27 protein-coding genes are annotated in these 22,129 nt (G+C 71.9%); 19 read left to right on the top strand and 8 right to left on the bottom strand.

Annotation, left to right across the window (positions count from 1 at the left end; all coding sequences use genetic code 11):
- Nucleotides 1-76 precede the first annotated feature (76 nt).
- Nucleotides 77-241 carry a hypothetical protein gene (locus tag ACWCSU_RS06805; protein WP_449934071.1) on the top strand — a complete coding sequence of 55 codons (165 nt, stop codon included), beginning with the start codon at nt 77-79 and terminating at the stop codon, nt 239-241.
- A gap of 25 nt (nt 242-266) precedes the next feature.
- Here ACWCSU_RS06805 and ACWCSU_RS06800 read toward each other — a convergent pair whose 3' ends face one another.
- A complete protein-coding gene (locus ACWCSU_RS06800; RefSeq protein ID WP_449934069.1) occupies nt 267-431 on the bottom strand; it encodes a PLDc N-terminal domain-containing protein in 165 nt (54 codons plus the stop codon).
- A gap of 4 nt (nt 432-435) precedes the next feature.
- Nucleotides 436-1,131 carry a GntR family transcriptional regulator gene (locus tag ACWCSU_RS06795; RefSeq protein ID WP_449934067.1) on the bottom strand — a complete coding sequence of 232 codons (696 nt, stop codon included), beginning with the start codon at nt 1,129-1,131 and terminating at the stop codon, nt 436-438.
- A gap of 116 nt (nt 1,132-1,247) precedes the next feature.
- Here ACWCSU_RS06795 and ACWCSU_RS06790 point away from each other — a divergent pair, with 116 nt between their 5' ends.
- Together ACWCSU_RS06790 and ACWCSU_RS06785 are read left to right on the top strand one after the other, a co-directional pair.
- Nucleotides 1,248-2,021 (top strand): N-acetylmannosamine-6-phosphate 2-epimerase, encoded by a 774-nt coding sequence (locus tag ACWCSU_RS06790; protein ID WP_449934065.1) that lies wholly within the window; start codon nt 1,248-1,250, stop codon nt 2,019-2,021.
- Complete coding sequence (locus tag ACWCSU_RS06785) at nt 2,018-3,103, top strand: ROK family protein (protein ID WP_449934063.1); 1,086 nt, start codon at nt 2,018-2,020, stop codon at nt 3,101-3,103. The genes ACWCSU_RS06790 and ACWCSU_RS06785 overlap by 4 nt, the downstream gene beginning before the upstream one ends.
- Before the next feature lie 40 nt (nt 3,104-3,143).
- Here the strand turns inward: ACWCSU_RS06785 and ACWCSU_RS06780 are convergent, their stop codons facing one another.
- Entirely contained in the window at nt 3,144-4,100 is a 957-nt protein-coding gene (locus ACWCSU_RS06780; protein WP_449934061.1) for an ankyrin repeat domain-containing protein, read from the bottom strand.
- Between the two features lie 306 nt (nt 4,101-4,406).
- Between ACWCSU_RS06780 and ACWCSU_RS06775 the strand changes: the two genes are divergently transcribed.
- The 4 genes from ACWCSU_RS06775 to ACWCSU_RS06760 all read left to right on the top strand — a co-directional run bounded on the left by ACWCSU_RS06775 (nt 4,407) and on the right by ACWCSU_RS06760 (nt 7,052).
- Entirely contained in the window at nt 4,407-5,081 is a 675-nt protein-coding gene (locus ACWCSU_RS06775; protein WP_449934059.1) for a thermonuclease family protein, read from the top strand.
- Between the two features lie 75 nt (nt 5,082-5,156).
- On the top strand, nt 5,157-5,531 hold the full coding sequence (locus tag ACWCSU_RS06770; protein WP_449934057.1) for an ArsR/SmtB family transcription factor: 375 nt from the start codon (nt 5,157-5,159) through the stop codon (nt 5,529-5,531).
- Nucleotides 5,528-6,298: a cation transporter gene (locus ACWCSU_RS06765; protein WP_449934055.1), complete on the top strand. Its 771-nt coding sequence runs from the start codon at nt 5,528-5,530 to the stop codon at nt 6,296-6,298. Before ACWCSU_RS06770 ends, ACWCSU_RS06765 begins: the two co-directional genes overlap by 4 nt.
- Before the next feature lies 1 nt (nt 6,299).
- Nucleotides 6,300-7,052, top strand: a complete 753-nt coding sequence (locus tag ACWCSU_RS06760; protein ID WP_449934053.1) for a TSUP family transporter — start codon at nt 6,300-6,302, stop codon at nt 7,050-7,052.
- A gap of 56 nt (nt 7,053-7,108) precedes the next feature.
- Here the strand turns inward: ACWCSU_RS06760 and ACWCSU_RS06755 are convergent, their stop codons facing one another.
- On the bottom strand, nt 7,109-8,254 hold the full coding sequence (locus ACWCSU_RS06755) for an RNA polymerase sigma factor (protein ID WP_449934051.1): 1,146 nt from the start codon (nt 8,252-8,254) through the stop codon (nt 7,109-7,111).
- Complete coding sequence (locus ACWCSU_RS06750; protein ID WP_357698388.1) at nt 8,251-8,658, bottom strand: YciI family protein; 408 nt, start codon at nt 8,656-8,658, stop codon at nt 8,251-8,253. The genes ACWCSU_RS06755 and ACWCSU_RS06750 overlap by 4 nt, the downstream gene beginning before the upstream one ends.
- Before the next feature lie 160 nt (nt 8,659-8,818).
- Between ACWCSU_RS06750 and ACWCSU_RS06745 the strand changes: the two genes are divergently transcribed.
- Nucleotides 8,819-9,277 (top strand): T6SS immunity protein Tdi1 domain-containing protein, encoded by a 459-nt coding sequence (locus ACWCSU_RS06745; RefSeq protein WP_449934048.1) that lies wholly within the window; start codon nt 8,819-8,821, stop codon nt 9,275-9,277.
- 57 nt (nt 9,278-9,334) lie between these two features.
- Here ACWCSU_RS06745 and sigJ read toward each other — a convergent pair whose 3' ends face one another.
- The gene (gene sigJ / locus ACWCSU_RS06740; protein WP_357698390.1) at nt 9,335-10,240 is read right to left on the bottom strand and encodes an RNA polymerase sigma factor SigJ; all 906 of its coding nucleotides are present in this window, start codon (nt 10,238-10,240) and stop codon (nt 9,335-9,337) included.
- Between the two features lie 158 nt (nt 10,241-10,398).
- On the opposite strand from sigJ, the gene ACWCSU_RS06735 reads away from it, so the two are divergent.
- From ACWCSU_RS06735 to ACWCSU_RS06720, 4 genes are all read left to right on the top strand, one after another.
- Nucleotides 10,399-11,028, top strand: coding sequence for an LUD domain-containing protein (locus tag ACWCSU_RS06735; RefSeq protein WP_449934046.1), 630 nt, complete (start codon nt 10,399-10,401; stop codon nt 11,026-11,028).
- 65 nt (nt 11,029-11,093) lie between these two features.
- The gene (locus tag ACWCSU_RS06730; protein ID WP_449934044.1) at nt 11,094-11,978 is read left to right on the top strand and encodes a DUF2268 domain-containing protein; all 885 of its coding nucleotides are present in this window, start codon (nt 11,094-11,096) and stop codon (nt 11,976-11,978) included.
- Between the two features lie 10 nt (nt 11,979-11,988).
- Nucleotides 11,989-12,747: a MerR family transcriptional regulator gene (locus ACWCSU_RS06725; RefSeq protein ID WP_449934042.1), complete on the top strand. Its 759-nt coding sequence runs from the start codon at nt 11,989-11,991 to the stop codon at nt 12,745-12,747.
- A 70-nt stretch (nt 12,748-12,817) separates the two neighbouring features.
- Entirely contained in the window at nt 12,818-13,387 is a 570-nt protein-coding gene (locus ACWCSU_RS06720; protein ID WP_449934040.1) for a DUF6624 domain-containing protein, read from the top strand.
- Between the two features lie 22 nt (nt 13,388-13,409).
- Here ACWCSU_RS06720 and ACWCSU_RS06715 read toward each other — a convergent pair whose 3' ends face one another.
- Together ACWCSU_RS06715 and ACWCSU_RS06710 are read right to left on the bottom strand one after the other, a co-directional pair.
- Nucleotides 13,410-14,561 (bottom strand): serine hydrolase domain-containing protein, encoded by a 1,152-nt coding sequence (locus tag ACWCSU_RS06715; RefSeq protein ID WP_357698399.1) that lies wholly within the window; start codon nt 14,559-14,561, stop codon nt 13,410-13,412.
- A 240-nt stretch (nt 14,562-14,801) separates the two neighbouring features.
- Nucleotides 14,802-15,212 carry a hypothetical protein gene (locus ACWCSU_RS06710; protein ID WP_357698400.1) on the bottom strand — a complete coding sequence of 137 codons (411 nt, stop codon included), beginning with the start codon at nt 15,210-15,212 and terminating at the stop codon, nt 14,802-14,804.
- A 421-nt stretch (nt 15,213-15,633) separates the two neighbouring features.
- Here ACWCSU_RS06710 and ACWCSU_RS06705 point away from each other — a divergent pair, with 421 nt between their 5' ends.
- From ACWCSU_RS06705 to ACWCSU_RS06675, 7 genes are all read left to right on the top strand, one after another.
- Nucleotides 15,634-16,545, top strand: a complete 912-nt coding sequence (locus tag ACWCSU_RS06705) for a DMT family transporter (protein ID WP_357698401.1) — start codon at nt 15,634-15,636, stop codon at nt 16,543-16,545.
- 128 nt (nt 16,546-16,673) lie between these two features.
- Nucleotides 16,674-18,131 carry an AMP-binding protein gene (locus ACWCSU_RS06700; RefSeq protein ID WP_357698403.1) on the top strand — a complete coding sequence of 486 codons (1,458 nt, stop codon included), beginning with the start codon at nt 16,674-16,676 and terminating at the stop codon, nt 18,129-18,131.
- Between the two features lie 75 nt (nt 18,132-18,206).
- The gene (locus ACWCSU_RS06695; protein ID WP_357698405.1) at nt 18,207-18,476 is read left to right on the top strand and encodes an acyl carrier protein; all 270 of its coding nucleotides are present in this window, start codon (nt 18,207-18,209) and stop codon (nt 18,474-18,476) included.
- Nucleotides 18,473-18,847 carry an ectoine synthase gene (locus tag ACWCSU_RS06690; protein ID WP_357698407.1) on the top strand — a complete coding sequence of 125 codons (375 nt, stop codon included), beginning with the start codon at nt 18,473-18,475 and terminating at the stop codon, nt 18,845-18,847. Before ACWCSU_RS06695 ends, ACWCSU_RS06690 begins: the two co-directional genes overlap by 4 nt.
- A 15-nt stretch (nt 18,848-18,862) precedes the next feature.
- Nucleotides 18,863-20,017 carry an acyl-CoA dehydrogenase family protein gene (locus ACWCSU_RS06685; RefSeq protein ID WP_357698408.1) on the top strand — a complete coding sequence of 385 codons (1,155 nt, stop codon included), beginning with the start codon at nt 18,863-18,865 and terminating at the stop codon, nt 20,015-20,017.
- The gene (locus ACWCSU_RS06680; protein ID WP_357698410.1) at nt 20,014-20,670 is read left to right on the top strand and encodes a transglutaminase-like domain-containing protein; all 657 of its coding nucleotides are present in this window, start codon (nt 20,014-20,016) and stop codon (nt 20,668-20,670) included. Before ACWCSU_RS06685 ends, ACWCSU_RS06680 begins: the two co-directional genes overlap by 4 nt.
- Nucleotides 20,671-20,704: 34 nt before the next feature.
- Nucleotides 20,705-22,069 (top strand): TrpB-like pyridoxal phosphate-dependent enzyme, encoded by a 1,365-nt coding sequence (locus ACWCSU_RS06675; RefSeq protein ID WP_449934036.1) that lies wholly within the window; start codon nt 20,705-20,707, stop codon nt 22,067-22,069.
- Nucleotides 22,070-22,129: the final 60 nt, after the last annotated feature.

Here is a 22,129-nt window from a genome sequence, read left to right as displayed (position 1 = left end):
GCGGCTTTCCGGGCCTAATGTTTAGGAAACTTTCCTAAGCAATCCTCGCCGCGCGCACACCTCCGAGGAGCCCCGCATGAACGCGAGAAGACGGACCGCCGGCTGCGCCGCGCCGGCCACGGGCCGGCCCGAGGTCGGCCTGATCCCGATCGTGGGCCCGTGGGTGCCGGCCGGGCAGACCTCCTGCACCGGGATCACGGCGCACACGACCGTGAGCGTCTGGGTGGACACCCGCGGATGAGCCCCAACGGATACGGCGGCTTCCGTCAGCTCCCGTGACCCTTCCGCCTGCCGTACGTCAGGTAGGCGATGGGGCCGAACGGCTGCACGAAGATGCCCAGCCACCAGACGCCCTTCCAGCCGCGGATCTCCCGCTGCGGCCGGCGCCGCAGGTCCGCGGCGGCGGCCCCGGTGAGCACCAGCTCCGCCATGCCCTCACCGGCGGATCGCGATCTCGTAGGAGTAGCGGTCGCCCCGGTAGATCGACTTGGCCGCCTCCACAGCCCTTCCCCGCTGGTCGTAGGCCACCCGTTCGACCAGCAGCGCCGGCGACAGCGGCGCCGCCTCCAGCAGCTCCGCCTCCTCGGGCTCCAGCACCGTGGCCCTGATCGACTGCTCGGCCCGCTCCAGCCTGATCCGGTACGCCCCCGCCAGCACCTCGTACAGCGACCCGCCGAGCGGCCGGTCGAGCAGGCCGGGCACCACCGCGGCCGGAACGTGCGCGCGCTCCAGACACATCGGCGAACCGTTGGCCGTACGCACCCGGCACAGCCGCACGACCGCGTCCGCCGGGCTGACGCCGAGCGCCTGCCCCACCCGCGCGCCCGCGGGCACCTCGGCCGCCTCCAGCAGCCGCGACCCCGGCTCCAGCCCGCGCCCCCGCATGTCCTCGCTGAACGACGTCAGCTCGATCGTCTTGGCGATGCTCCGGTGGGCGACGAACGTCCCCGCTCCCTGGACCCGGTAGACCCGCTGGTCGGTCTCCAGCCGGTCGACCGCCCGCCGCACGGTCAGCCTGCTGACCCCGAACTCCTCGGCGAGATCGCGTTCGGCGGGCAGCCGTTCGCCCGGCTTCAGCTCGGTCTCGATGAGCGTGAGCAGATGGTCTGTGAGCTGGCCGATCTTCGTCACGGGTGGCCGTCCTCGGTCGGGGTGCGCCTCTTGACGCTCTGATCGTAATTGGGCTATACCAATCGAGCAACTGCGTCTTGTTTTTCCTCTCAGATCGACAGATTGGGCTGTACCAGATGGATGTGGTGACCGCGATCGAAGGCGGCCTGGTCGTGAGCTGCCAGGCCCCCGAGGGCCACCCCCTCCGCGACCCGCGCACCATCGCGCTGCTGGCCCGCTGCGCCGAACTGGGCGGCGCGGCCGGGCTGCGGGTGAACGGCGCGGAGGACGTCCGGGCGGTCAAGGCCGTCACACACCTGCCCCTCATCGGACTCGCCAAGGTCCCCCGCCCTCATGCCCGTCCGCTGATCACGCCGTCCTTCGCTCTGTGCGAGGACCTGGTGCGGGCCGGCGCCGACATGGTCGCCCTGGAGGTGACGGCCGAGGCCGAACCGGCGGCCGGTGACCTGGCGGCCCTGGTCGAACGGGTACGAGAGGAGTTGGGAGTGCCCGTCATGGCCGACGTGTCGACCGCGGAGGAGGGCCTGCGAGCCTGGAACCGAGGCGCCTCCCTGATCTCCACCACGCTCTCCGGCTACACCCCGTACACCACCCCCGCCCCTTCCCCCCACCCGAGAGCCGCCGCCACCGCCCCCGGTTTCTCCCCCACCCTCAGGGCCGGTTCCGCGCCTGGGGCGGGGCTCGTGCACGAGCCCGATCTCGACCTGGTCGGCGAGCTCGCCGCCCTCGGGGTCCGTACGGTCGCCGAAGGCCGGCTGCGTACGGACGTCCACGTGGCGGAGGCGTTCGCCCGCGGCGCATGGTCGGTCGTGATCGGCGCCGCCATCACCGACCCCCTGGCCATCACCCGCCACCTCACCGCGTCCACCCCCAAGGGAGGCCCCCGGTGACCCCATCCGCCCCCGCTGCACAACGCCCCACGGACGGCACCCCGGTCGTGCTCGGCATCGACATCGGCGGCACCAAGACCGCCGCCGCCCTCATCCCGACCTCCCCCAAGACAGAACCCCACCTCCCCACCTCGCCCCCGGCCTCCGCCGAAGCGGAGATCCACCTCCCCGCCCGCGTTCCGACGCCTGCCGAAGGCGGCGCGACGGCGGTGCTGGCCGCCGCGCTGGACCTGGCCGCGGACCGCCTCGCCCAGGCCCGTGCCGCCGGCATGAAGGTCATCGCCTGCGGAGTCGGCAGCGCGGGGACGATCGACGACAAGGGCGTGGTCACGCACGCCACCGACGCCCTGCCCGGCTGGCGGGGCACCGACCTGGCCACCGCCTTCACCGACCGGCTCGGCCTGCCGGTCACGGTGCTCAACGACGTCCACGCCTGGGCGCTCGGCGAGGCCCGTCACGGCGCGGCCAAGGGCAGCCGCCTGGCCCTGGTCCTCACGATCGGCACCGGCATCGGCGGCGCCCTCGTACGTGACGGCGAACTGCTACGTGGCCGCAACGGCATGACGGGCTCCCTCGGCCACACCCCGGCCGTCCTCCCCCCGGGTGCGGACACCGACCGCCTGTGCCCCTGCGGCGCGACCGGCCACCTGGAGGCGTACGCGTCGGGCCCGGCGATCCTGTCCACCTACCGCACCCGCGGCGGCACAGCCACCAACCTCGAATCCCTGCTCATCCCCGCGCCCCCGGGGCACGCCGCACGGACCTTCTCCGGTTCCACCGACCTACCAGGCTCGCCCGAGACGACCGGTCAGCGGGACGCCACCGACCCCCTGGCCCGCGAGGTGATCCGCGAGGCCGCCCTCATCCTCGGCAGATCGATCGCCTCCGCCGCCACTTTCCTCGACCCTGACGTGATCGTCCTGGGCGGCGGCGTCACCGGCCTCGGCGACCTCCTGACCGTCCCACTGGTCGAGACCGTCCGCCGGTACGCGCCGCGCGGCCTCGGCTCCGTCCCCATCCGGCTCTCCACCCTGGGCCCGCACGGAGCCGTCCTGGGCGCCGCCTCGGCCGCCATGCCCTGACCGCCCACCGGCTCGCCGACAGCGGCGTGCGCAGGAGGTCTCAGTCGTGGGGTGGGAGGTGGAGCCAGATGTCGGGAGGGCCCAGGACGGGGCGGGCGTCGGTGAGTCGGAGCCCCGCGTACGCGCAGCAGTACGCCACAGCCTCCCCCTGGTACAGGAAGGCGGTCAGCACCTCGTCCGACGAGCTGTCCGGCGACACCAGGCCGCCGCCCGGGTACGCGTCCCGCTCCTCGACGACCCCGTGCCGCGAGCCGTACCCCAGGTTGCCGCTCTTCGGATCGGCGAACATCGCGTAGCAGACGGTCCCGGCCGACAGGCGGTCGATCACGTCGGCGCTCGTCACCTCGTGCCCCCGGCGCTGGCTGACCACGCACCCGCCCGGCACGTCGGTGGCGCCCACGAGACCGGCCCTCTCCCCCGGGTAAGGCCCGTCGAGGACCCCGTCGATCCCGGCCCCTTCGGCCACCGTCGCACCCAGCCGCCGCGCGGCCTCCGCCGCGGTGACGCCCGCGACGCACACCAGCCCCAGCCCTTCGTACTCGAAGTCGCCCAGGGCCTCGATCAGCCGCTCGGCCTCCACGACGGCCGCGTTCTCCGCCTCCGACAGCGAGGGCTTGTCGCGCGGGAAGGGGAAGAACAGCCCGGGGTTGGGGCCGGCCAGGCTGAGCCGGCCGGGCGACCAGCCGCCCGTCATCGGCCGCCAAGGATCGGCCCCGGCGGCGACCAGGGCGAGCGCGTTGTCCCTGCGGTGGGCGAACACGGCACGCCAGAGAGCGCTGCGCCCCTCGTACGGGGTGTCCACGTCGCCGACGCGGCGGGCCAGCTCGGCGACCACGTCGGGCGAGCCGTACTCGGCCGCGAGGTGCAGCGGCGGCCCTTCGTGCCACAGGTCGGCATGCGGGTCGGCGCCGGAGTCGAGCCGGGCGCGGATCTCGCCGAGATCGGACCAGTCATCCCAGCTCAGGCCCACCCATCCGGCTTCCTTGGTGACAACCACGACACTCCCCCAGAGGCAGCTTATCGAACACCAGTGCGAGCATATCGCCGGTTCGACACCGGACAAGCCTCGGCGGCCCCGCCCGCCACGTACGCGCACCCGCCGCGCGGGCGGACCGGCGAGCGCTCGCAAGCCTCTGAACATGGACAACGGCCGCACCCGAGGGCCCGGCGACCAGACAAACCCTAAGCGCAGCGTCGCCGCACCCCGACCAGGAGTGACACAATCCTTCCCTTTCGGCGGTACACCCCTGTCTCCACGGGCGCGTCTCCTCCCGTCCGGACCTTCCGCCCCTGGAGTCACCTCATGCGTACGAGCCCGAGCACGGCCAGGATCGTCACCACCGCGGCCGCCCTGTTACCCCTCACCCTCACCCTGAGCGCTCCGGCCCAGGCGGCCGGGATCCCCGGAGGCACTGTCGCCGTCCGGGTCGTCAAGATCATGGACGGCGACACCGTCGACGTCATGCGCGGCACCACGAAGGTCCGCGTACAGCTGCTGGGGGTGGACACGCCGGAGCGCGGCCGGTGCTGGTCCAAGGCGGCGACCGCCCGCACGGCGACCCTCCTGCCACCCGGGACGACGGCCCGCCTGCTCACCGGCAGGACCGACCGCATCGGCCGGCTGCCCCTCCACGTCTGGAGCGCCAAGGGCGTGCACTTCAACCGCAACCTGATCCGCTACGGCTACGGCAAGGCCGTCCCGTCCAAGCCGGCCGACAAGTACACGACCCTCTTCCGCGCCGAACAGGCGAAGGCCAAGGCGGACAAGCTGCGGATCTGGTCCGGCAGGTGCGACACCACCAGCTCCACCCCCACCCCGTCCCCCACCCCGACGGCTCCGCCCGCCGGGACCGACCCGCGCTTCCGCACCTGCGCCGAGGCGAACGCCGCCGGCTACGGCCCGTACCGCCGGGGCGTCGACCCCGAGTACGCCTGGTACCAGGACCGCGACGGCGACGGAGTCGTCTGCGAACGGTGACCGCATGGCCGGGCGGCAAGGCGGGTGCACGGACCGGCCTGCCAACACATCACGGATTCGGGTTAACATCGCCATATGGCGATTGATTCTGAGGGTGGCCGGTGTGTCAGCACCGACATCGCCGCCGGCATCTCCCCCGCGGCCGCGCTCTTCCACTCCCTGGCCGACGAGACCCGGCTGCGCATCGTCCAGCGCCTGGCCCGTGGCGAGGCCCGTGTGGTGGATCTGACCACCGAGCTCGGGCTGGCCCAGTCCACGGTGTCCAAGCACCTGGCCTGCCTGCGCGGCTGCGACCTGATCGACTACCGCGCCGAAGGCCGCCAGTCGTTCTACTCGCTGACCCGGCCCGAGCTGATGGACCTGCTCGCCTCCGCCGAGCAACTGCTGGCCGCCACCGGCCACGCCGTCTCCCTTCGCACCGGACAGGCTGCGGGGGAGGCGGTGTCGTGAGCTCCCTCGACCTCGCCGCCACGGCGCGGCGGACGGTCCTGCGGCGTCGCATCCGGCTGCTGGTCGCGGCGACCATCACCTACAACGTGATCGAAGCGGTGGTGGCCATCACCGCCGGGACCGTGGCCTCCTCCGCCGCGCTGATCGGGTTCGGGCTCGACTCGGTGGTGGAGGTCGCCTCGGCCGCCGCGGTGGCCTGGCAGTTCTCCGCCGCCGACCACGAGCGCCGCGAGAGGGCCGCCTTGCGGGTCATCGCGATCTCCTTCTTCGCGCTGGCCGCCTACGTCACCGTCGACGCCGTCCGCGCCCTGCTCGGGGCCGGGGAGGCCGAGCACTCCACCCCGGGCCTGGTGCTGGCCGCCCTGTCGCTGGTGGTCATGCCGTTCCTGTCCCACGCGCAGCGCCGCGCGGGCCGCGAGCTCGGCTCCGCCTCGGCGGTGGCCGACTCCAAGCAGACGCTGCTGTGCACGTACCTGTCCGGCGTGCTGCTGGTGGGCCTGGCGCTCAACAGCGCCTTCGGCTGGTCCTGGGCCGACCCGATCGCCGCGCTGGTGATCGCGGCCGTCGCGGTCAAGGAAGGCCGCGAGGCGTGGCGCGGCGACACCTGCTGCGCCGTCCCGGCGGGCTCGGCCCCGGCGGCCTCTGTTCCGGCCGGCTCGGCGCCGGCGACGTCTGTTCCGGCGGCCGTCAGCGGCGCCGAGGGGCGGGGCGACGGCTGTGGCGGTTGCGCTCCCGAATGTCCCTGCTGCTCGTCGTCCGGAGAGTGACATGGCCCCCACCGCGTTGATCATCGTGAACACGGTCCTGGTCATGGCCGTCATGGTGGCCGCGACGTTCGCCACCGCGGTGCTGTCGGCCGTGGCCGGGTTCGGCGGCGGGGTGCTGCTGCTGCCGGTGTTCGTCGCGGTCCTGGGCACCCGGGACGCGGTCGCGGTGCTGACCGTCACGCAGCTGGCCGGCAACGGCAGCCGGGTGTGGTTCAACCGGGCCGAGGTGGACCGGCGTCTGGTGGGCGTCTTCGCGGCCGGCGCGGTCCCCGCCGCCGTGGCCGGGGCGCTGGTGTTCGCCGCCGCCCCGCTGGCCGCGCTGACCCGCGTCATCGGGGTGTTCCTGCTGGTCATGGTGGTCTGGCGACGCCGGCGGCCGCATGGCGTCCGGCTGGACGACGCGGCGTTCGCGGCCGTGGGAGCCGCGTCCGGGTTCGGATCGGCGCTGGTCGGCTCCATGGGGCCGATGGTCGCCCCGTTCTTCCTGGCCCGGGGTCTGTTGCGCGGCGCGTACATCGGCACCGAGGCCGCGGCCGCCGTGGTGATGCACCTGACCAAGCTGATCGTCTTCGGCGCGGCCGCCGTGCTCACCACGACCGGCGCCGCCACCGGGCTGGCCCTGGCGCCGGCGAGCGCGGCCGGCGCGTGGGCGGGCAAGAAGATCGTCGAGCGGTTGCCCGCCGGGGCCTTCGTGGTGGCGGTCGAGGCGGGGCTGATCGCCTCCGGGCTGGTGCTCGTCATCACCGGAGGTTGAGGCCGGCCTCGGTACCCCCGGTGACTCGACGGGATCACGCCGTCGGCCCCAGGGGCTCAGCCGCGCGATCGGGCGTTGAGCCGGGCGGCCTGGCGGGTGAGGTGGTCGCGTTCGGCAAGGCTGGGCACCGACCGGGCGGCCTCGGCGTAGAGCCGGGCCGCGGTGACCGGGTCGCCGTCGCGCTCGTGCAGGTACGCCGCGACGGCGGCGTACCTGGGCAGGGCGGGGTCGAGGTCCGCCAGGGCGGCCAGACCGGCGCGCGGACCGTCGGCCTCGCCGACGGCGACGGCCCGGTTGAGGCGGGCCACGGGGTTGCCGGTCAGGCGCACCAGCTCGTCGTACCACTCGACGATCTGCACCCAGTCGGTCTCCTCGGCCGTCGGGGCGTCGGCGTGCAGCGCGGCGATGGCGGCCTGGGCCTGGAACTCGCCCAGCCGATCGCGGGCGAGGGCCGCCTGGAGCACGTCGACGCCCTCGGCGATCAGGCGGGTGTTCCACAGGGCGCGGTCCTGCTCGGCGAGGGGCACCAGCCGTCCGTCGGGCGCGGTGCGCGCCGGACGCCGGGCGTGGTGCAGCAGCATGAGCGCGAGCAGGCCCGCGACCTCCTCATGCTTGATCCGCGCCGCGAGCCTGCGGGTGAGCCGGATCGCCTCGCCTGCGAGGTCGACGTCACCGGAGTAGCCCTCGTTGAAGACCAGGTACAGCACGCGCAGGACGGTGGCGACGTCGCCGGGCTGGTTGAACCGCACGCCCGAGACCATGCGCTTGGCCCGGCTGATCCGCTGGGCCATGGTCGCCTCGGGCACGAGGTAGGCCTGCGCGATCTGGCGCGTGGTCAGGCCGCCGACCGCGCGCAGCGTGAGCGCGACGGCCGAGGCCGGCGTCAGGGACGGGTGCGCGCACAGGAAGTACAGCTGGAGCGTGTCGTCCACCGCCTCGGCCGGGCCGGGCGGGGGCTCGCTCTCGACGCGGGTCTCGCGCTGCCGTCGCGAGGCGTCGGCGCGGGCGACGTCGAGGAACTTGCGCCAGCCGACGGTGACCAGCCAGCCCTTGGGGTCGTGGGGCGGGTCGTCCGGCCAGACGCGTACGGCCTCGGCCAGGGCCTCCTGCACGGCGTCCTCGGCCGACGCGAAGTCCGCTCCGCGACGGACGAGGACACCGATCACCGCGGGCACCAGCTCCCGCAGCAGCGACTCGTTCACTCGATCACCGAGGGACGCTCGACCAGGAACGGGCGCAGTTCGAGCCACTCGTGGATCGGCTTCCCCCCCGCCCCCGGCGCCGCCGACAGCTCGCCGGCCAGCTCCACCGCCCGCTCGTGGCTCTCGACGTCGATCACCATCCAGCCGGCGATCAGGTCCTTGGTCTCGGCGAACGGGCCGTCGGTGACCGGCGGCCGTCCCTCGCCGTCATAGCGGACGAACGTGCCCTCCGGGGAGAGCGCCTGACTGTCGACGAACTCGCCGGTCTCCTCCAGCCGGGCGGCGAAGTCGCGCATGTACTGCAGGTGCGCCGAGACCTCCTCCGGCGTCCACTGGTCCATCGGCGCGTCGTTGACCGACGCCGGCGCGCCCCGGTAGTGCTTGAGCAGCAGGTACTTGGCCATCAGCGTTCTCCTTCGAGCTGTACGGTCCAGTGTGGCCCGTGTTCCGCTGCTGGGACGGAGCCGGACCCCGGTTCTCGACATCCCGCCGCAAAGAAATTTTCAGCGGACCTCCTGTCCGCCGGCGGTCCCGCTCGTAACGGACATACGGTTTGATATCGGGATGGAATTGACGAAGGACTTCACGCCGGAACAGTTCGAGCAGGGCTTGGAGTCCTGGCGCTGGATCGGGCTGGAGGGCAAGGTGCCGGTGCTCGCGTCCCTGTTCGGGGACGTCATCCTCCAGGCGGCGGACGGCTTCTGGTGGCTCGACGCGATGCAGGGCAGCCTCACCCGATCCTGGGAGGACGCCGACGCGCTGCTGGCGGAGCTGAGCACCGTCGACGGCCGGGAGCACTATCTGCTGGCGAGCCTCGCACAGGCGGCCGAGCAGCGAGGTCTGACTCCGGCCGCCGGGCAGGTGTACGACTTCACGCGCCCGCCGGTTCTCGGAGGCGAGGTGGACGTGGACAACCTGGGAGTGATCGACTTCGTGGTCGGGCTCAACATCGCCGGCCAGATCCACGAGCAGGTACGCGCCCTGCCTCCCGGCTCGCCCGTCAGCGAGATCACGACGAGCTGAGCCCGCCGGCGGCAGGGCTCGCCACCAGGGGCCGCGCCGACCGCTCGGAACGCCTCCTCAGGCGATGCCGGTCGTCGTCCAGCGACGGAGTTTGTCGGGGTTGCGGACCACCCAGATGTTCTTGATCCGGTCGTCCGCGACCTCGAACGCGAACACCGTCACGACGACGCCGTCCTGCCGGGCCACCAGGCCGGGCTGGCCGTTGACCGCGCATTCGAGGAACGTCATGTCGTCGGGCCGCAGGCGGGCGATCTCGACCCAGGCGCGGGCGATCTGCTCGCCGCCTTCGATGGGATGCGGGAAGGTGACGGCCAGGCCGCCGCCGTCGGCGATCGCCTTGGCGTCCGGGTCGAGCAGGCCGATCAGCGCGTCGATGTCCTTGGCCTCCCATGCCTGCTTGAAGTCCCTGACGACGCCGGCGGACCGGGCGGCCGGGGTCGTCAGTGAAGGCCGCGAGGCCCGGACACGGCGACGGGCCGAGGAGGCAAGCTGGCGGCACGCCGCCGGGGAACGGCCGACGATCTCGGCCACTTCGGCGAAGGAGTGGCAGAAGACGTCGTGCAGGACGAACGCGACCCGTTCGGCCGGGGTCATCGACTCCAGCACGACCATGAAGGCCAGGCTGACCGACTCGTCCAGGGTGACCCGGTCGGCGGGGTCGGTGACGGCGCCGTCGGGGAGCGGCTCGGGGATCCACTCGCCCACGTAGGTCTCCCGCCGGGCTCGTGCCGAGCCGAGCACGTTGAGGCAGACGCGACTGGCGACCGTCGTCAGCCAGGCGCCGGGCGACCTGATGGCGTCCTGTTCCTCCCGGGACATGGCGTACCAGCGGGTGTAGGTCTCCTGGACGGCGTCCTCGGCCTCGGCCAGCGAGCCCAGCAGCCGGTAGGCGAGGTTGGTCAGGTGACGCCGCTCGCTCATGATCGCGTCCAGGCTCGGCTCCGGCTCGGATCGGGTGGTCATGGCGCCTTCGCTCCCTGTGTCGTGGTTGTACTCACCCGTTCGACAAGACGGCGAGCCGAAATGTGAGGCGACGTATCGTCCTCACATTTCTCAGGGCTGCGTTGTCGAACCGCTGAGAACCCACCCATCATCCAGCGAACAGGAAGCACAGGGACATCATGACCATCTCCATCACGGAACCCCCCTTCGCCGACGCGGCGTCCTCGGAGCGCCTGGAGCGGGCGGCCGCCGCGCTGACCGCGCACGGCTTCACCGTCGAGATCCTCGACGACGCCGCCGCCGCGCGTGCCCGGGTCAGGGAGCTGATCCCCGCCGGAGCCGGCGTGTTCACCGGGGCCAGCGAGACCCTCCGCCTGTCCGGCATCGAGGAGGACCTCAACACCGGCACCCGGTACGAGGCCGTCAAGCCGCGCACCCTGGCCATGGACCGCAGCACCCAGGCGGACGAGATCCGGCGGCTGCGCGCCAGCCCCGACGTCGCCGTGGGCAGCGTCCACGCGGTCACCGAGACCGGTTCCATCGTGATCGCCTCGGGCAGCGGCAGCCAGTTGCCCGGCTACGCCGGCGGCGCCGCCCGCGCGATCTGGGTCGTCGGGGCGCAGAAGGTGGTGCCCGACCTGAGCACCGCGCTGCGCCGCGTCGAAGAGCACTGCCTGCCGCTGGAGAACGCCCGTGCCCTGACGGTCTATGGGTCGCCCAGCGCCGTCAACCGCCTGCTCATCCTCCACGCCGAGTACCAGCCCGGACGCGGCACCGTCCTGCTGCTCCGCGAGCCCATCGGATTCTGACCCGCCGCCGGCCCGGAACCCACCGGCTTGACCTTGACGCTGCGTCAACTTCTAGCATCCGGGCCATGTCCATCAACCTTCTTGACACCTACTCCGCCATGCGGCGGATTCTGCTGGCCCCCGTCGCGGAGCGCGCCGGTCTGCTGCGTTCGATGCTGGAGCCCAACAGCGGCATGTACCGCTACCAGCCCGGCGAGATCGACCTGGTGGCCATCCACCGCGAGACGTCCGGGTTCCCCATCGACCGGGACGAGGAGCGCTGCCTCGACGCGCTGGAGACCCTGGCGGCGGCCGGAGCCTGGGAGCGGATGCGGCGGGCGCTCGACGACGCTCTCGCCGTGCTGCTGGAGGCGACGCCGGGGTTCGAGGCCCCGGACATCACCGTGCTGTTCGTCCTCGGCGATCCGGCCGACCAGCACTTCATGGGTCCCTGCCTGGGAGTGACCGGGTTCGGCGGCATCTCGGGCAACATCGCCATCACGTTGTGGCCCTTCCCCGAGAACGTGGAGCGGCTGGAGGCCACCGTCGTGCACGAGCTCCACCACAACCTGAGGTTCAGCCCCGGCGGCGTGGTGTGGGACCCGATGACCGTCACCGTCGGCGAGCACATCGTCTCCGAGGGCCTGGCCGACGCCTTCGCCCGCAGCCTCTACGGCGACGAGCTCGGCCACGCCCGCCTCGGCGTGCCGCACCTGAAGGACGACGCCGTCTTCGACAAGGTGCTCACCGGGCTCGACGTGACGGGCATGCAGAACTTCACCGCCTGGGTGCACGGCGACCCCAGCGCCGAGCGCTTCGGCCTCACCCCGGTGGGCCTGCCGATGGGCGCCGGGTACGCCGCGGGCAACCGCCTGGTCGACGCCTACCTGGCGGCGACCGGGCAGAGCGCGGTGCAGGCCCTGCACGCCGACAGCTCGGAGGTCATCGCGGCCACGCTCGGCCGCGGGTGACACTGGAGGGATGGAATGGACGATCCAGGAACTCGCGGTCAGGGCCGGCGTCACCAGCCGCACCCTGCGGCACTATGACAGCTTCGGGCTCCTGGCCCCGTCCCGGGTCGGCGCGAACGGGTACCGCTACTACGACTCCACCTCGGTCGTCCGGTTGCAGCGGATCCTGCTGATGCGCCGGCTCGGCATGGGTCTGCCGGCCATCGCCGAGGTCCTGACCGACGAGGTCGACGTGCGCGACGGGCTCCGTGCCCACATCACCGCGCTGGAGGAGGAACGGGACCGCGTCGAACGGCAGATCCGCTCCGCGCGCGACACGCTCGACGCCCTGCGCGCGGGGACGGAACCGCAGCAGGACGTCATGCTGGCCGGGTTCAACGACCCCTACAAGGACGAGGTGATCTCGCGCTGGGGCGAGCGCGTGTTCCGGGTGAGCAACGACTGGTGGCACGGCAAGACCCTCGACCAGCAGCGAGCCTGGAAGCAGGCCGCCGAGGACCTGGTCGCCGCCTGGGTCGCCGCGGCGCGGTCGGGGATCTCGCCGACCTCGGAACCCGCCCAGGCGATGGCCGCCCGGCACGTCCGGTGGCTGAGCCGGATCCCCGGCACGCCCACGGCCGAAGGCGACCGGGAGCGCTCGATCGAGATGGTGACCTGCCTGGGCGACATGTACGTCGACGATCCCCGCTTCGCCACCATGTACGACGACGCCGACGGCGCGCGGTTCGTCCGCGACGCGCTCCAGGCGTACGCGCGGACCCGGATGTGACCCACGCCGGCCGCCGGAAGGGCCGCGGACACCCCTCGCATCTCCGGACGGACCGGGTGATGATCGGGCCATGCGCGCCTTATTCCTGTGGCTGTTCGCGGCGCTGGTCGTGGTCTCGGCGTGCGGCGACACCCCGAAGAAAGACGCCCCCAAGAACCCGGCGCTGCGGGCCGAGCTGCTGACGATGCTCAAGGCGGACCAGGAGCAGCGCACCCTGGAGGCCAGCCAGGAGGACTGGGACCGGGTCGAGAAGGCCAACACCGAGCGCATCCGGCAGATCCTCGACGCGTACGGCTGGCCGGGGTTCGAGCTGGTCGGCAAGGACGGCGCGCGGGCGGCGTGGGCGCTCGTCCAGCACGCCGACCGCGACCTGCCCTTGCAACGCCGGGGCCTGGAGATGATGCGGCGGGCGGTGGACGACGGCGACGCCGACCCGTCCGACCTGGCCTACCTGGTGGACCGGGTACGGGTGGCCGAGCACAGGCCCCAGGTGTACGGGACGCAGTGGGAGACCACCCCCGAGGGCCGCTGGCGCCCCCGCACCCCGATCGAGGACGAGGCACGGGTGGACGAACGGCGCGCGGCGGCGGGGCTCAAGCCGCTGAAGGAGTACCTGAAGGAGCTCCGGTCGGCGAAGTGAGCCCCCGGGCCTTCCGGCGTCCTCAGAAGTAGCGGGACGTCAGGTCCGTCGTGGGCCAGGAGGAGACGCTGACCTTGTTCATGTCGTCGTCGATCGTGTCGAAGTCGAGCGACCCGGTCTCCTCCCTGCGGTTGAACACGACCGCGTAGCTGAAGCCGTTCTGCAGCCGGGCCAGGTAGGAGAACGTGCCGGGCATCGAGCCGTCGTGCCAGGTGTTGAGGTGGCCGGTGACCTGGCGCACCCACCAGCCGCCGCCGTACCAGGAGCCGTACTGGTTGACGCCGATCTCCGGCTTGGCGAACAGCTTGGCGATCGAGGCCGAGGTCAGCACCGTGCCGGGCTTGTCGAAGGCGAGCGTCCAGCGGACCAGGTCGACGGCGGAGGCGAGCCAGCCGCCGTTGGCGTCCTGGTTGGGCATGTTGAAGCCGCCGTACTGGTAGGGGACGACGGTGCCGGAGGTGTCCACCACGGACTTGTTCGTGTACTGCGACTCGTAGGCGACCTCGCCGGGCGCGGCCTCGTTCCTGAGGCTGAGGCCGAGCCGCATGCGGGTGATGCCGAGCGGCTTGAGCAGCTTGGTCTTGACGTACGACTCGTACGACATGCCGGAGACCTTCTCGATGACGCGTCCCAGCAGCAGGTAGCCGTAGTTGCTGTAGACCATCTTGGCGCCGGGGTCGAAGTCGAGCCGCCGGGCGGTGGCGTACTTGATGATGTCGGCGTGGCTGATCGGCAGCGGCACGTCGAGCGCGGCCGAGATGGTGTGGTCCAGCCAGAGCTGGTCCTTGGAGACGTCGCGGTCCCAGCCGCCGAGGTGCTGCATGAGGCGCAGTACGGTGACCTGTCCCATGCGGGTGTCGAGCGGGGTGAGCCCGAGGAGCTGGGTGACCTTGGCCGACAGGCTGAGCTTGCCGTCCTGCACCAGGCGCATGATCGCGGCGGAGGTGATGTTCTTGCTCAGGCTGGCGATCCGGAACAACGACGTCGGCGACACCGTAGGCAGGGCCCTGGAGAAGTCGTTGTAGCGGTAGCCCCGGGCCAGGACGATCTTGCCGCTCTTCATGATGGCGAGCTGCGCGGCGGTGATCCGCCGGTCCAGCACGAACTTCTTCACCACGTTGTCGAACCCGGCCAGCGAGGCGGGGGCGATCCCCGACATCTCGACCCCGGGCATCGGCCTCGCCGCCCGCGCGGCCGTTCCGGGCGCGAGGACCGCGGCCGGTACCGCGATCGCGCCCGCTTTGAGAAGGTTTCGCCGGGACAGCAGCGTCACGTCAGGCCCCCAAGTCACATCCGTAGCAATAGGCCACGTATCTTACGGATGTTTCGGTCATCCTTGACAAGAACCTGCCAGATCGCCTAGCGAACACGGGCGGCCCGGCGACCTCGGCCGCCGGGCGGAGAACCGGGAAGGCTAGGCCCGCGTCATGGTCGACTGGTAGCCGCCGCCGGGCCACTCCCAGGCGCCGGCGTTGGTGTTGCCGTCCTCGCTGAACTTGCCGACGAAGCGGGCGGGCGAGCCCTGGTCGCCGTACCAGATGGTCAGCGTGTCGCCGCTGACCTCCCAGGTGTACTTCAGGATCTCGGCGCCCTGGCCGAAGAGGTGCGACTTGAGGGTCTTGCTCTCCTCGTCGTAGCCGATGTACTCCACGGCCTTGGTGTCGGCCAGGTCGACGTGCTGGACCAGGAAGTTGCCGCCCTCCAGCCACTCGAAGCGCACGGTGCCGGCGTCGGCCGGCACGCCGTCCTCGACGTTGCTGACCCGCCAGGTGCCGATGAGGACGTCCAGCTGCCGGAGCGCGGGATTGGGGGATTTATCAGTCATTGGTGGTTTCCCTCCGTTTCAGGGTGACAGTGCACGGCTTGGCGCGGCGGGACCAGCGGCCCGATGCCGTCCGGCGAGAGCCGGTGATTCGCGACTGACCTGCGAGGACACCGATCGGCGGCACTCCGGTCGCGCGTCCAGCATCCCCTGGGATCGAGCCGATTGTCCACTGAAAGAGCACGTTGGAAGAAGCCGCGACACGGGCGCCGTGCAATTCTCGGGAGAAATTCTTTCGTGCGGGAATTGTCGCGCGGCAGCGAATAGGCTGGAGGATTTTCATGGATTCGCCGTCGGTCTCACGCAGGCCGACGGCCCGCATCCCCGGCGCCGCTCCCGTCCCCGCCCTCCCTGTTCCGTCGCCGGCCGCTCGCGTGCCCCTCGTCCCGAGCAGGCCGTCCATCCCGATCCCAAGGAGCCGCATGTGAGCCGCCGTGGCTGGGTGCTGTTCGCGCTGATGTCCGTGATCTGGGGCATCCCCTACCTCCTCATCAAGGTCGCGGTCGGCGGCGTGCCGGTGCCCGTGCTGGTCTTCGCGCGCACCGCGATCGGCGCCGCGCTGCTCCTGCCGCTGGCGATCCGCGGCGGGCAGCTCGCGATGGTCCGGCGGTACTGGCGGCCGGTCATCGCGTTCGCCTTCCTGGAGATCCTGGCGCCCTGGTGGCTGCTGTCGGACGCCGAACGCCGGCTGACCAGCTCCACCAGCGGCCTGCTGATCGCCGCGGCCCCCATTCTCGGCGTGGCGCTGGCCCGCCTGAGCGGCGGCGGCGAACGGCTCGGGAGGGCCCGCTGGGCCGGGCTGGTGGTCGGGCTGGCCGGCGTCGCCGTGCTGGCCGGGCCGCACCTGAGCGGCGGAGACGCCTGGTCGATGGGCGAGGTGCTGCTGACCGCGCTCTGCTATTCGATCGCGCCGCTCATCGCCGACCGGTACCTGCGCGACCTGCCCACCCTCCCGCTGACCGCCGCCTGCCTCACCCTGGCCGCGCTGGTCTACACGCCCGCCGCGATCTGGACCTGGCCGTCCGCCATGCCCAGCGGGCAGGTGCTGGCGGCGCTGGCCGGGCTGGGCGTGGTCTGCACCGGGCTGGCGTTCGTGGTGTTCGTGGAGCTCATCAAGGAGGCCGGGCCGTCGCGGGCGCTGGTGTCGACGTACATGAACCCGGCGGTGGCGATCGTCGCCGGGGTGCTGATCCTGGACGAGCCGCTGACCGCCCTGATCGTCGTCTCGTTCGTGCTGATCCTGGGCGGGTGCGTGCTGGCGACCCGCGCCGAGGAGGAGACGCCCGCCCCCGCGGCCCCGCCGGAGCGGGCGGAAGAACTGGAAGTACGGTCCTGACCCTTTCTCGCTGACAGGAAGCTGCCGGGCGCGGGCAATTAGCTGAAGCCCGCGTTCCCGATACCGAAGTCGCACATCGAACAAAATCATTGGTATCCGGCAACCAAGAAATCGATGGGTGACCTCCGATGACCACAGAATTGCTCCGCGATTTCATCGCGCACACCAAGAGAGAACCGTCCGCGCCGGCGCTGCGCACCCGGACGGAAATCGTCAGCTACGCCGAACTCGCCGCACGGGCCGGACGGGCCCAAAAGGAACTGGACGCCCTTCCGCCGGGCCCGGTCGCGGTGCTCGCCCGCAAATCGCCGCAGGCGGTCGCGCTCGTGCTCGGCTGCCTGGCGGCCGGCCGGCCGCTGCTGCTGCCGCCGATCGACCTCGGCACGGTCGCGCTCGGCGAGCTGTGCGCGCGGGCGGGCTGCGTCGAGGTGCTCGCCGCCACCCCCGAGGACGCCGCCGAGCACCCGGACGTGGTCACCACCGTGATCGGCGGGCACGGCGACGGGCCCGCCGTCCCGGAGCCGGTCGCGGTCGACGAACAGGACACCGCGTTCATGCTGACCACCTCCGGCTCGACCGGCGCGCCGAAGATCGTGCCGCTGCCGGCGGGCGCGGTGGCCCGGTTCACCGGCTGGGCCGGGGAGGCGTTCGGCCTGGGCCCCGGCGAGGTGGTGTTCAACTACGCGCCGCTCAACTTCGACCTGTGCCTGCTGGACGTGTGGGCCACGCTGCGGCACGGCGGATGCGTCGCCCTGGTCGACCCGGCCCTGGCCGCCAACCCGCGCTACGTCACCGACTTCTTCACCGCCTCGCGGGTCACCGTCGTCCAGGGCGTTCCCATGCTGTACCAGCTGCTGGAGGAGGGCGTCTTCCCCGCGGTGCGGCACGTCGTCGTCACCGGCGACCACGCGCCGGTCCCCCTGCGCGCCGGCCTGCCGCGCAGGTTCCCGCGCGCCCGGCTGCACAACGTCTACGGCTGCACCGAGACCAACGACAGCTTCTGGCACGAGTTCGACGCCGCCGAGGCCGCCGGGCCCGGCCCCCTGCCGATCGGCCGGCCGCTGCCCGGCGTCGTCGCCGCCTTCGGCCCGGACCTGGCGCCCGTCCCGCCGGACGACGGCGGCACCGAGCTGCTGGTCTGGACGCCGTTCCAGACCACCGGGTACGTGACGCCGGACCCGGCGGCGGCGACCGGCCGGTTCGTGACCGGGCCCGACGGCCGCCGCTGGTTCCGCACCGGCGACCTGGTCCGCCGGGACGCCGCCGGCCGGCTGTTCCTCGTCGGCCGGGACGACTTCCAGCTCAAGGTGCGCGGCATCCGGGTCAACCTGGAGCAGATCGAGCGGGTGCTGCTGGAGCACGACGACGTCGTGGAGGCCGCCGTCGTCCCGGCCGTGGACGGGGCCGAGACCCGGCTGACCGCGTTCGTCCGCGGGACCGGGCCGGGGCGGCTGTCGGGGCTGCGCCTGCGTACGCACTGCGCGATGCGGCTGCCGCGGGCCGCGATCCCGTCCGCCATCAGGCTGGTCGAGCAGCCGTTCCCGCGTACCTCGACCGGAAAGGTGGACCGGAAGCGCATCGGCTGACACGCAAAGCCATATTGCGGGCACGCGCATTCTCGGAGATGCCGCCGCGTGCGCGCGCGTGTGATGCTGCCTTTCGTGGACATCACACGCCAGATTAAAGAATTCGTGGTGACCGAGTATCTCCCCGATACTCCGCCCGACGAACTCGAGGCCGACTACGACCTTTTCCGCAACGGGGTCATCAGCAGTCTGGGCCTGTTGAAGCTCATCGGCTGGATCAAGGACAGGTTCGACGTCCCGGTCGACGAGCTCGACATCGCCCCGGAGAACTTCCGGACCGTGGCGGCCATTCGTGAATTCGTCGGAAACGCATTATCAGCACCAGCAGAACGGACACTGCAATGATCATCCGCAAGATTTCTGACGTGACGCCGGTCGAGTGGGGGAACGGCCTGAGCCACCGCTTCCTGGTCGAGCGCGACGGCATGGGCTACTCGCTCACCGACACGATCGTCTGGGCCGGCACCAGCTCCCCCCTCCAGTACCGCAAGCACCTGGAGGCGTGCTACTGCATCAGCGGGCGGGGCGCCGTGATCGACGCCGACGGACGCCACCACGTCCTGGAGCCGGGCACCATGTACGCCCTCGACCAGAACGACCCGCACCACCTGATCGCCGACCCCGGCGAGGACCTGCGGCTGATCTGCGTCTTCTCCCCCGCGCTGCAGGGCGACGAGCGCCACCGGCTGGCTGAGGCTCAGTTCTCCCACTACTGACGGATCTGGTCACCCATGGACGAGTGGAGCGACACACACCGCGAGCTCCGGGCCGAGTTCGCGGACTGGTACGAGGTGCTGGGCGAAGGCCACCTGGAAGCCGATCGGGCGGCGGGCCTGCCCGCGGAGAAGTGGGAGCAGGTGCGCGCCTCCGGCCTGCTGCGCCTGCCGTTCGCCCCCGAGTGGGGCGGCCGCGGCCTGGACCTGCTCAGCACCATGTACGTCCTGGAGGGGCTCGGCGAGGGCTGCCGGGACGGCGGGCTTTGCTTCTCGCTCTGCACGCAGATCGTGAGCGCCGGGATCCCGCTGCAACGCTTCGGCAGCCCCGAACTGAAGGCCCGCCACCTGCCCGGCATCTGCGACGGGACGACGATCACCGCGCACGCGATCACCGACCCCGGGGGCGGGTCCGACGTGCTGGGCATGGGCATGACCGCCAAACAGGACGGCGACGACTGGATCCTCGACGGCGACAAGGTGCTCGTCACGAACGGCCCGGTCGCCGACCTGTTCGTGGTCTACGCGGTGACCGACCGGGACCTGGGCCCGTTCGGCCTGACCGCCTTCCTGGTCGAGAAGGACACCCCGGGCCTGCTGACCGGCCCGGACGTGCCCAAGATGGGGTTGCGCACGTCGCCGCTCGGGGAGCTGACCTTCCGCGACTGCCGCGTCCCGGCCGGGAACGTGGTGGGCCGGCCCGGCATGGGGTTCACCGTGCTGGAGCACGTGATGCGGTGGGAGATCCTGTGCTCCTTCATCGTCCAGGTCGGCGCGATGCGGCACCGGCTGGACCGCTGCGTCGAGCACGCCTCCCGGCGCCGCCAGTTCGGCCGTCCGATCGGTTCGTTCCAGCTGGTCGCCGGGCGGATCGTGGACATGAAGATCGACGTGGAGACCGCGCGGCGCTGGCTGTACGACGCCGCGCGCGGCTTCGTGGCCGGCCGGGACGTCGCCACCGACGTCGCGATCGCCAAGGTGGTGGCCAGCGAGGCGAACGTCAGGTCGGCGCTGGCCGCGATCCAGATCTTCGGCGGCAGCGGCTACCTGACCGGGACCGGGCTGGAGAAGGACCTCCGGGACGCGGTCGGCGGCACCATCTACTCCGGCACCTCGGAGATGCAACGGATCCGCATCGCCCGGATGCTCGGCCTCAAGGAGTCACACACATGACCGCTGACCTGGCCCCCACGAAGTTCCTCGACGCCGGCCACCCCGTGGTGCGCGAGTTCGCCGAACGGGCCGTCGAAGGCGCCACCACCCCCACCGAGCAGGCCGTGCGCCTGTACTACAAGGTGCGGGACGACATCCTGTACGACGTCTACGACATCGACATGTCCCGCGACGGCCTGCGGGCCAGCACGATCATCGCCCGCGGCAGCGGCTTCTGCCTGCACAAGTCGGTCGTGTACGCCGCCGCCGCCCGTTCCCTCGGCATCCCGTCCCGGCTGGTGTTCGCCGACGTGCGCAACCACCTGGCCTCCGGGCGGCTCAAGGAACTCGTCGGCGGCGACGTGTTCCGCTTCCACGGCCTGGTCTCCGTCCAGCTCGAAGGCCGCTGGGTGAAGGCCACCCCCGTGTTCAACAAGCTGCTCTGCCGGCTGTACCGCCTGAAGCCCCTGGAGTTCGACGGCGCCGCCGACAGCGTCTACCACCCGCACGACGAGTCGGGCCGGCGCCACATGGAGTTCCTGCACTGGCACGGCGAGTTCGACGACTTCCCCTACGAGCTGGTCCTGGAGGGGTTCCGGACCGCCCACCCCGGGCTGCTGGGCGGCCGGGACCAGACCGTGCAGGGCTCGCTGGCCGCGGAAGCGGGCGTCTGACACCCATCGACGAAGTCCCCTTGAGAGGTATCCGTTGAACGAGCGCGTCAAATACACCCTGAACGAGGACGACATCCCGTACACGTGGCTGAACATCGCCGCGGACTTCGGCGAGCCGGCCCCCATCCTCGACCCGGCCACCGGCGCGGCGATCAGCCGCGCCGAGCTGTGCAGGACGATCGCCGAACCGCTGGTGGACCAGGAGCTCAGCACCGAGCCGGAGTTCGAGATCCCCGGCCCGGTCCGCGACATCTACCGCCAGTGGCGGCCGACCCCGCTCTACCGGGCCCGCCGCCTCGAACGCGCCCTCGACACCCCCGCCCGCATCTACTACAAGTACGAGGGCGTCTCGCCGGTCGGCAGCCTCAAGCCCAACTCCGCGGTGCCGCAGGCGTACTACAACAAGCAGGTCGGCAAGACCGGGCTGGTCACCGAGACCGGCGCGGGCCAGTGGGGCAGCTCGATCGCCTCGGCCGCGGCGATGTTCGGGCTGAGCGCGCAGGTGTTCATGGTGGGCGTCAGCTACCGGCAGAAGCCGTACCGCAGGGCTCTGATGGAGGCGTACGGCGCGGTCTGCAACTCCAGCCCCAGCCCGCTGACCGCGGCCGGCAGGGCCGTGCTGGCCGAGGACCCCGACCACCCCGGCAGCCTCGGGATCGCCAAGTCCGAGGCGCTGGAGGTCGCCTACGCCAACCCCGAGCTGGGCTACACGCGCGGCAGCTCGCTCAACCACGTGTGCGCGCACCAGACCGTCATCGGCCAGGAGGCGATGCTCCAGATGGAGCTCGCCGAGGACTATCCCGACATCGTGGTCGGCCCCTGCGGCGGCGGCAGCACGCTGGCCGGGATGTGCTTCCCGTTCCTGCGCGACAAGCTCCGCCGCGGCCGCGACATCCGGCTCATCGCCGCCGAACCGGTCGCCTGCCCCACCCTGACGCGTGGCCGCATCGCCTACGACCACTCCGACGCCGCCCGCCTCACCCCGCTGTCGCGGATGCACACGCTGGGCCACAGGTTCGTGCCGCCGCCCGTGCACGCCGGCGGGCTGCGCGCCCACGACATCTCGCCGCTGATCAGCCGGGCCGTCGAGAACGGGCTGATGGAGGCGGTCGCGATGCGGCAGAACGACTGCTTCGAGGCGGGCGTGCTGTTCGCCCGCGAGGAGGGCATCGTGCCCGCCCCCGAGTCCGCGCACGCGGTGCGCGCCGCCATCGACGAGGCGCTGCGCTGCCGCGAGGAGGGCCGCTCGAAGGCGATCCTGATCGCCCTGTCCGGGCACGGCCACTTCGACCTGGCCGCCTACGAGAAGTACCAGGCCGGGCTGCTCCCCGACGACGAGCCGACCGACGAGGACCTCGCACACGGGCTGTCGAGCATCCCCGACCTCGCCCGCGCCTGACCGGATCGCGAACCGCGGCCTGCCTCCATCAGGCGGGCCGCAACCGCGTCCGGCCCGCGC

Source organism: Nonomuraea sp. NPDC001699, assembly GCF_053596455.1.
This window is presented reverse-complemented; position numbering and strand designations above follow the sequence as displayed.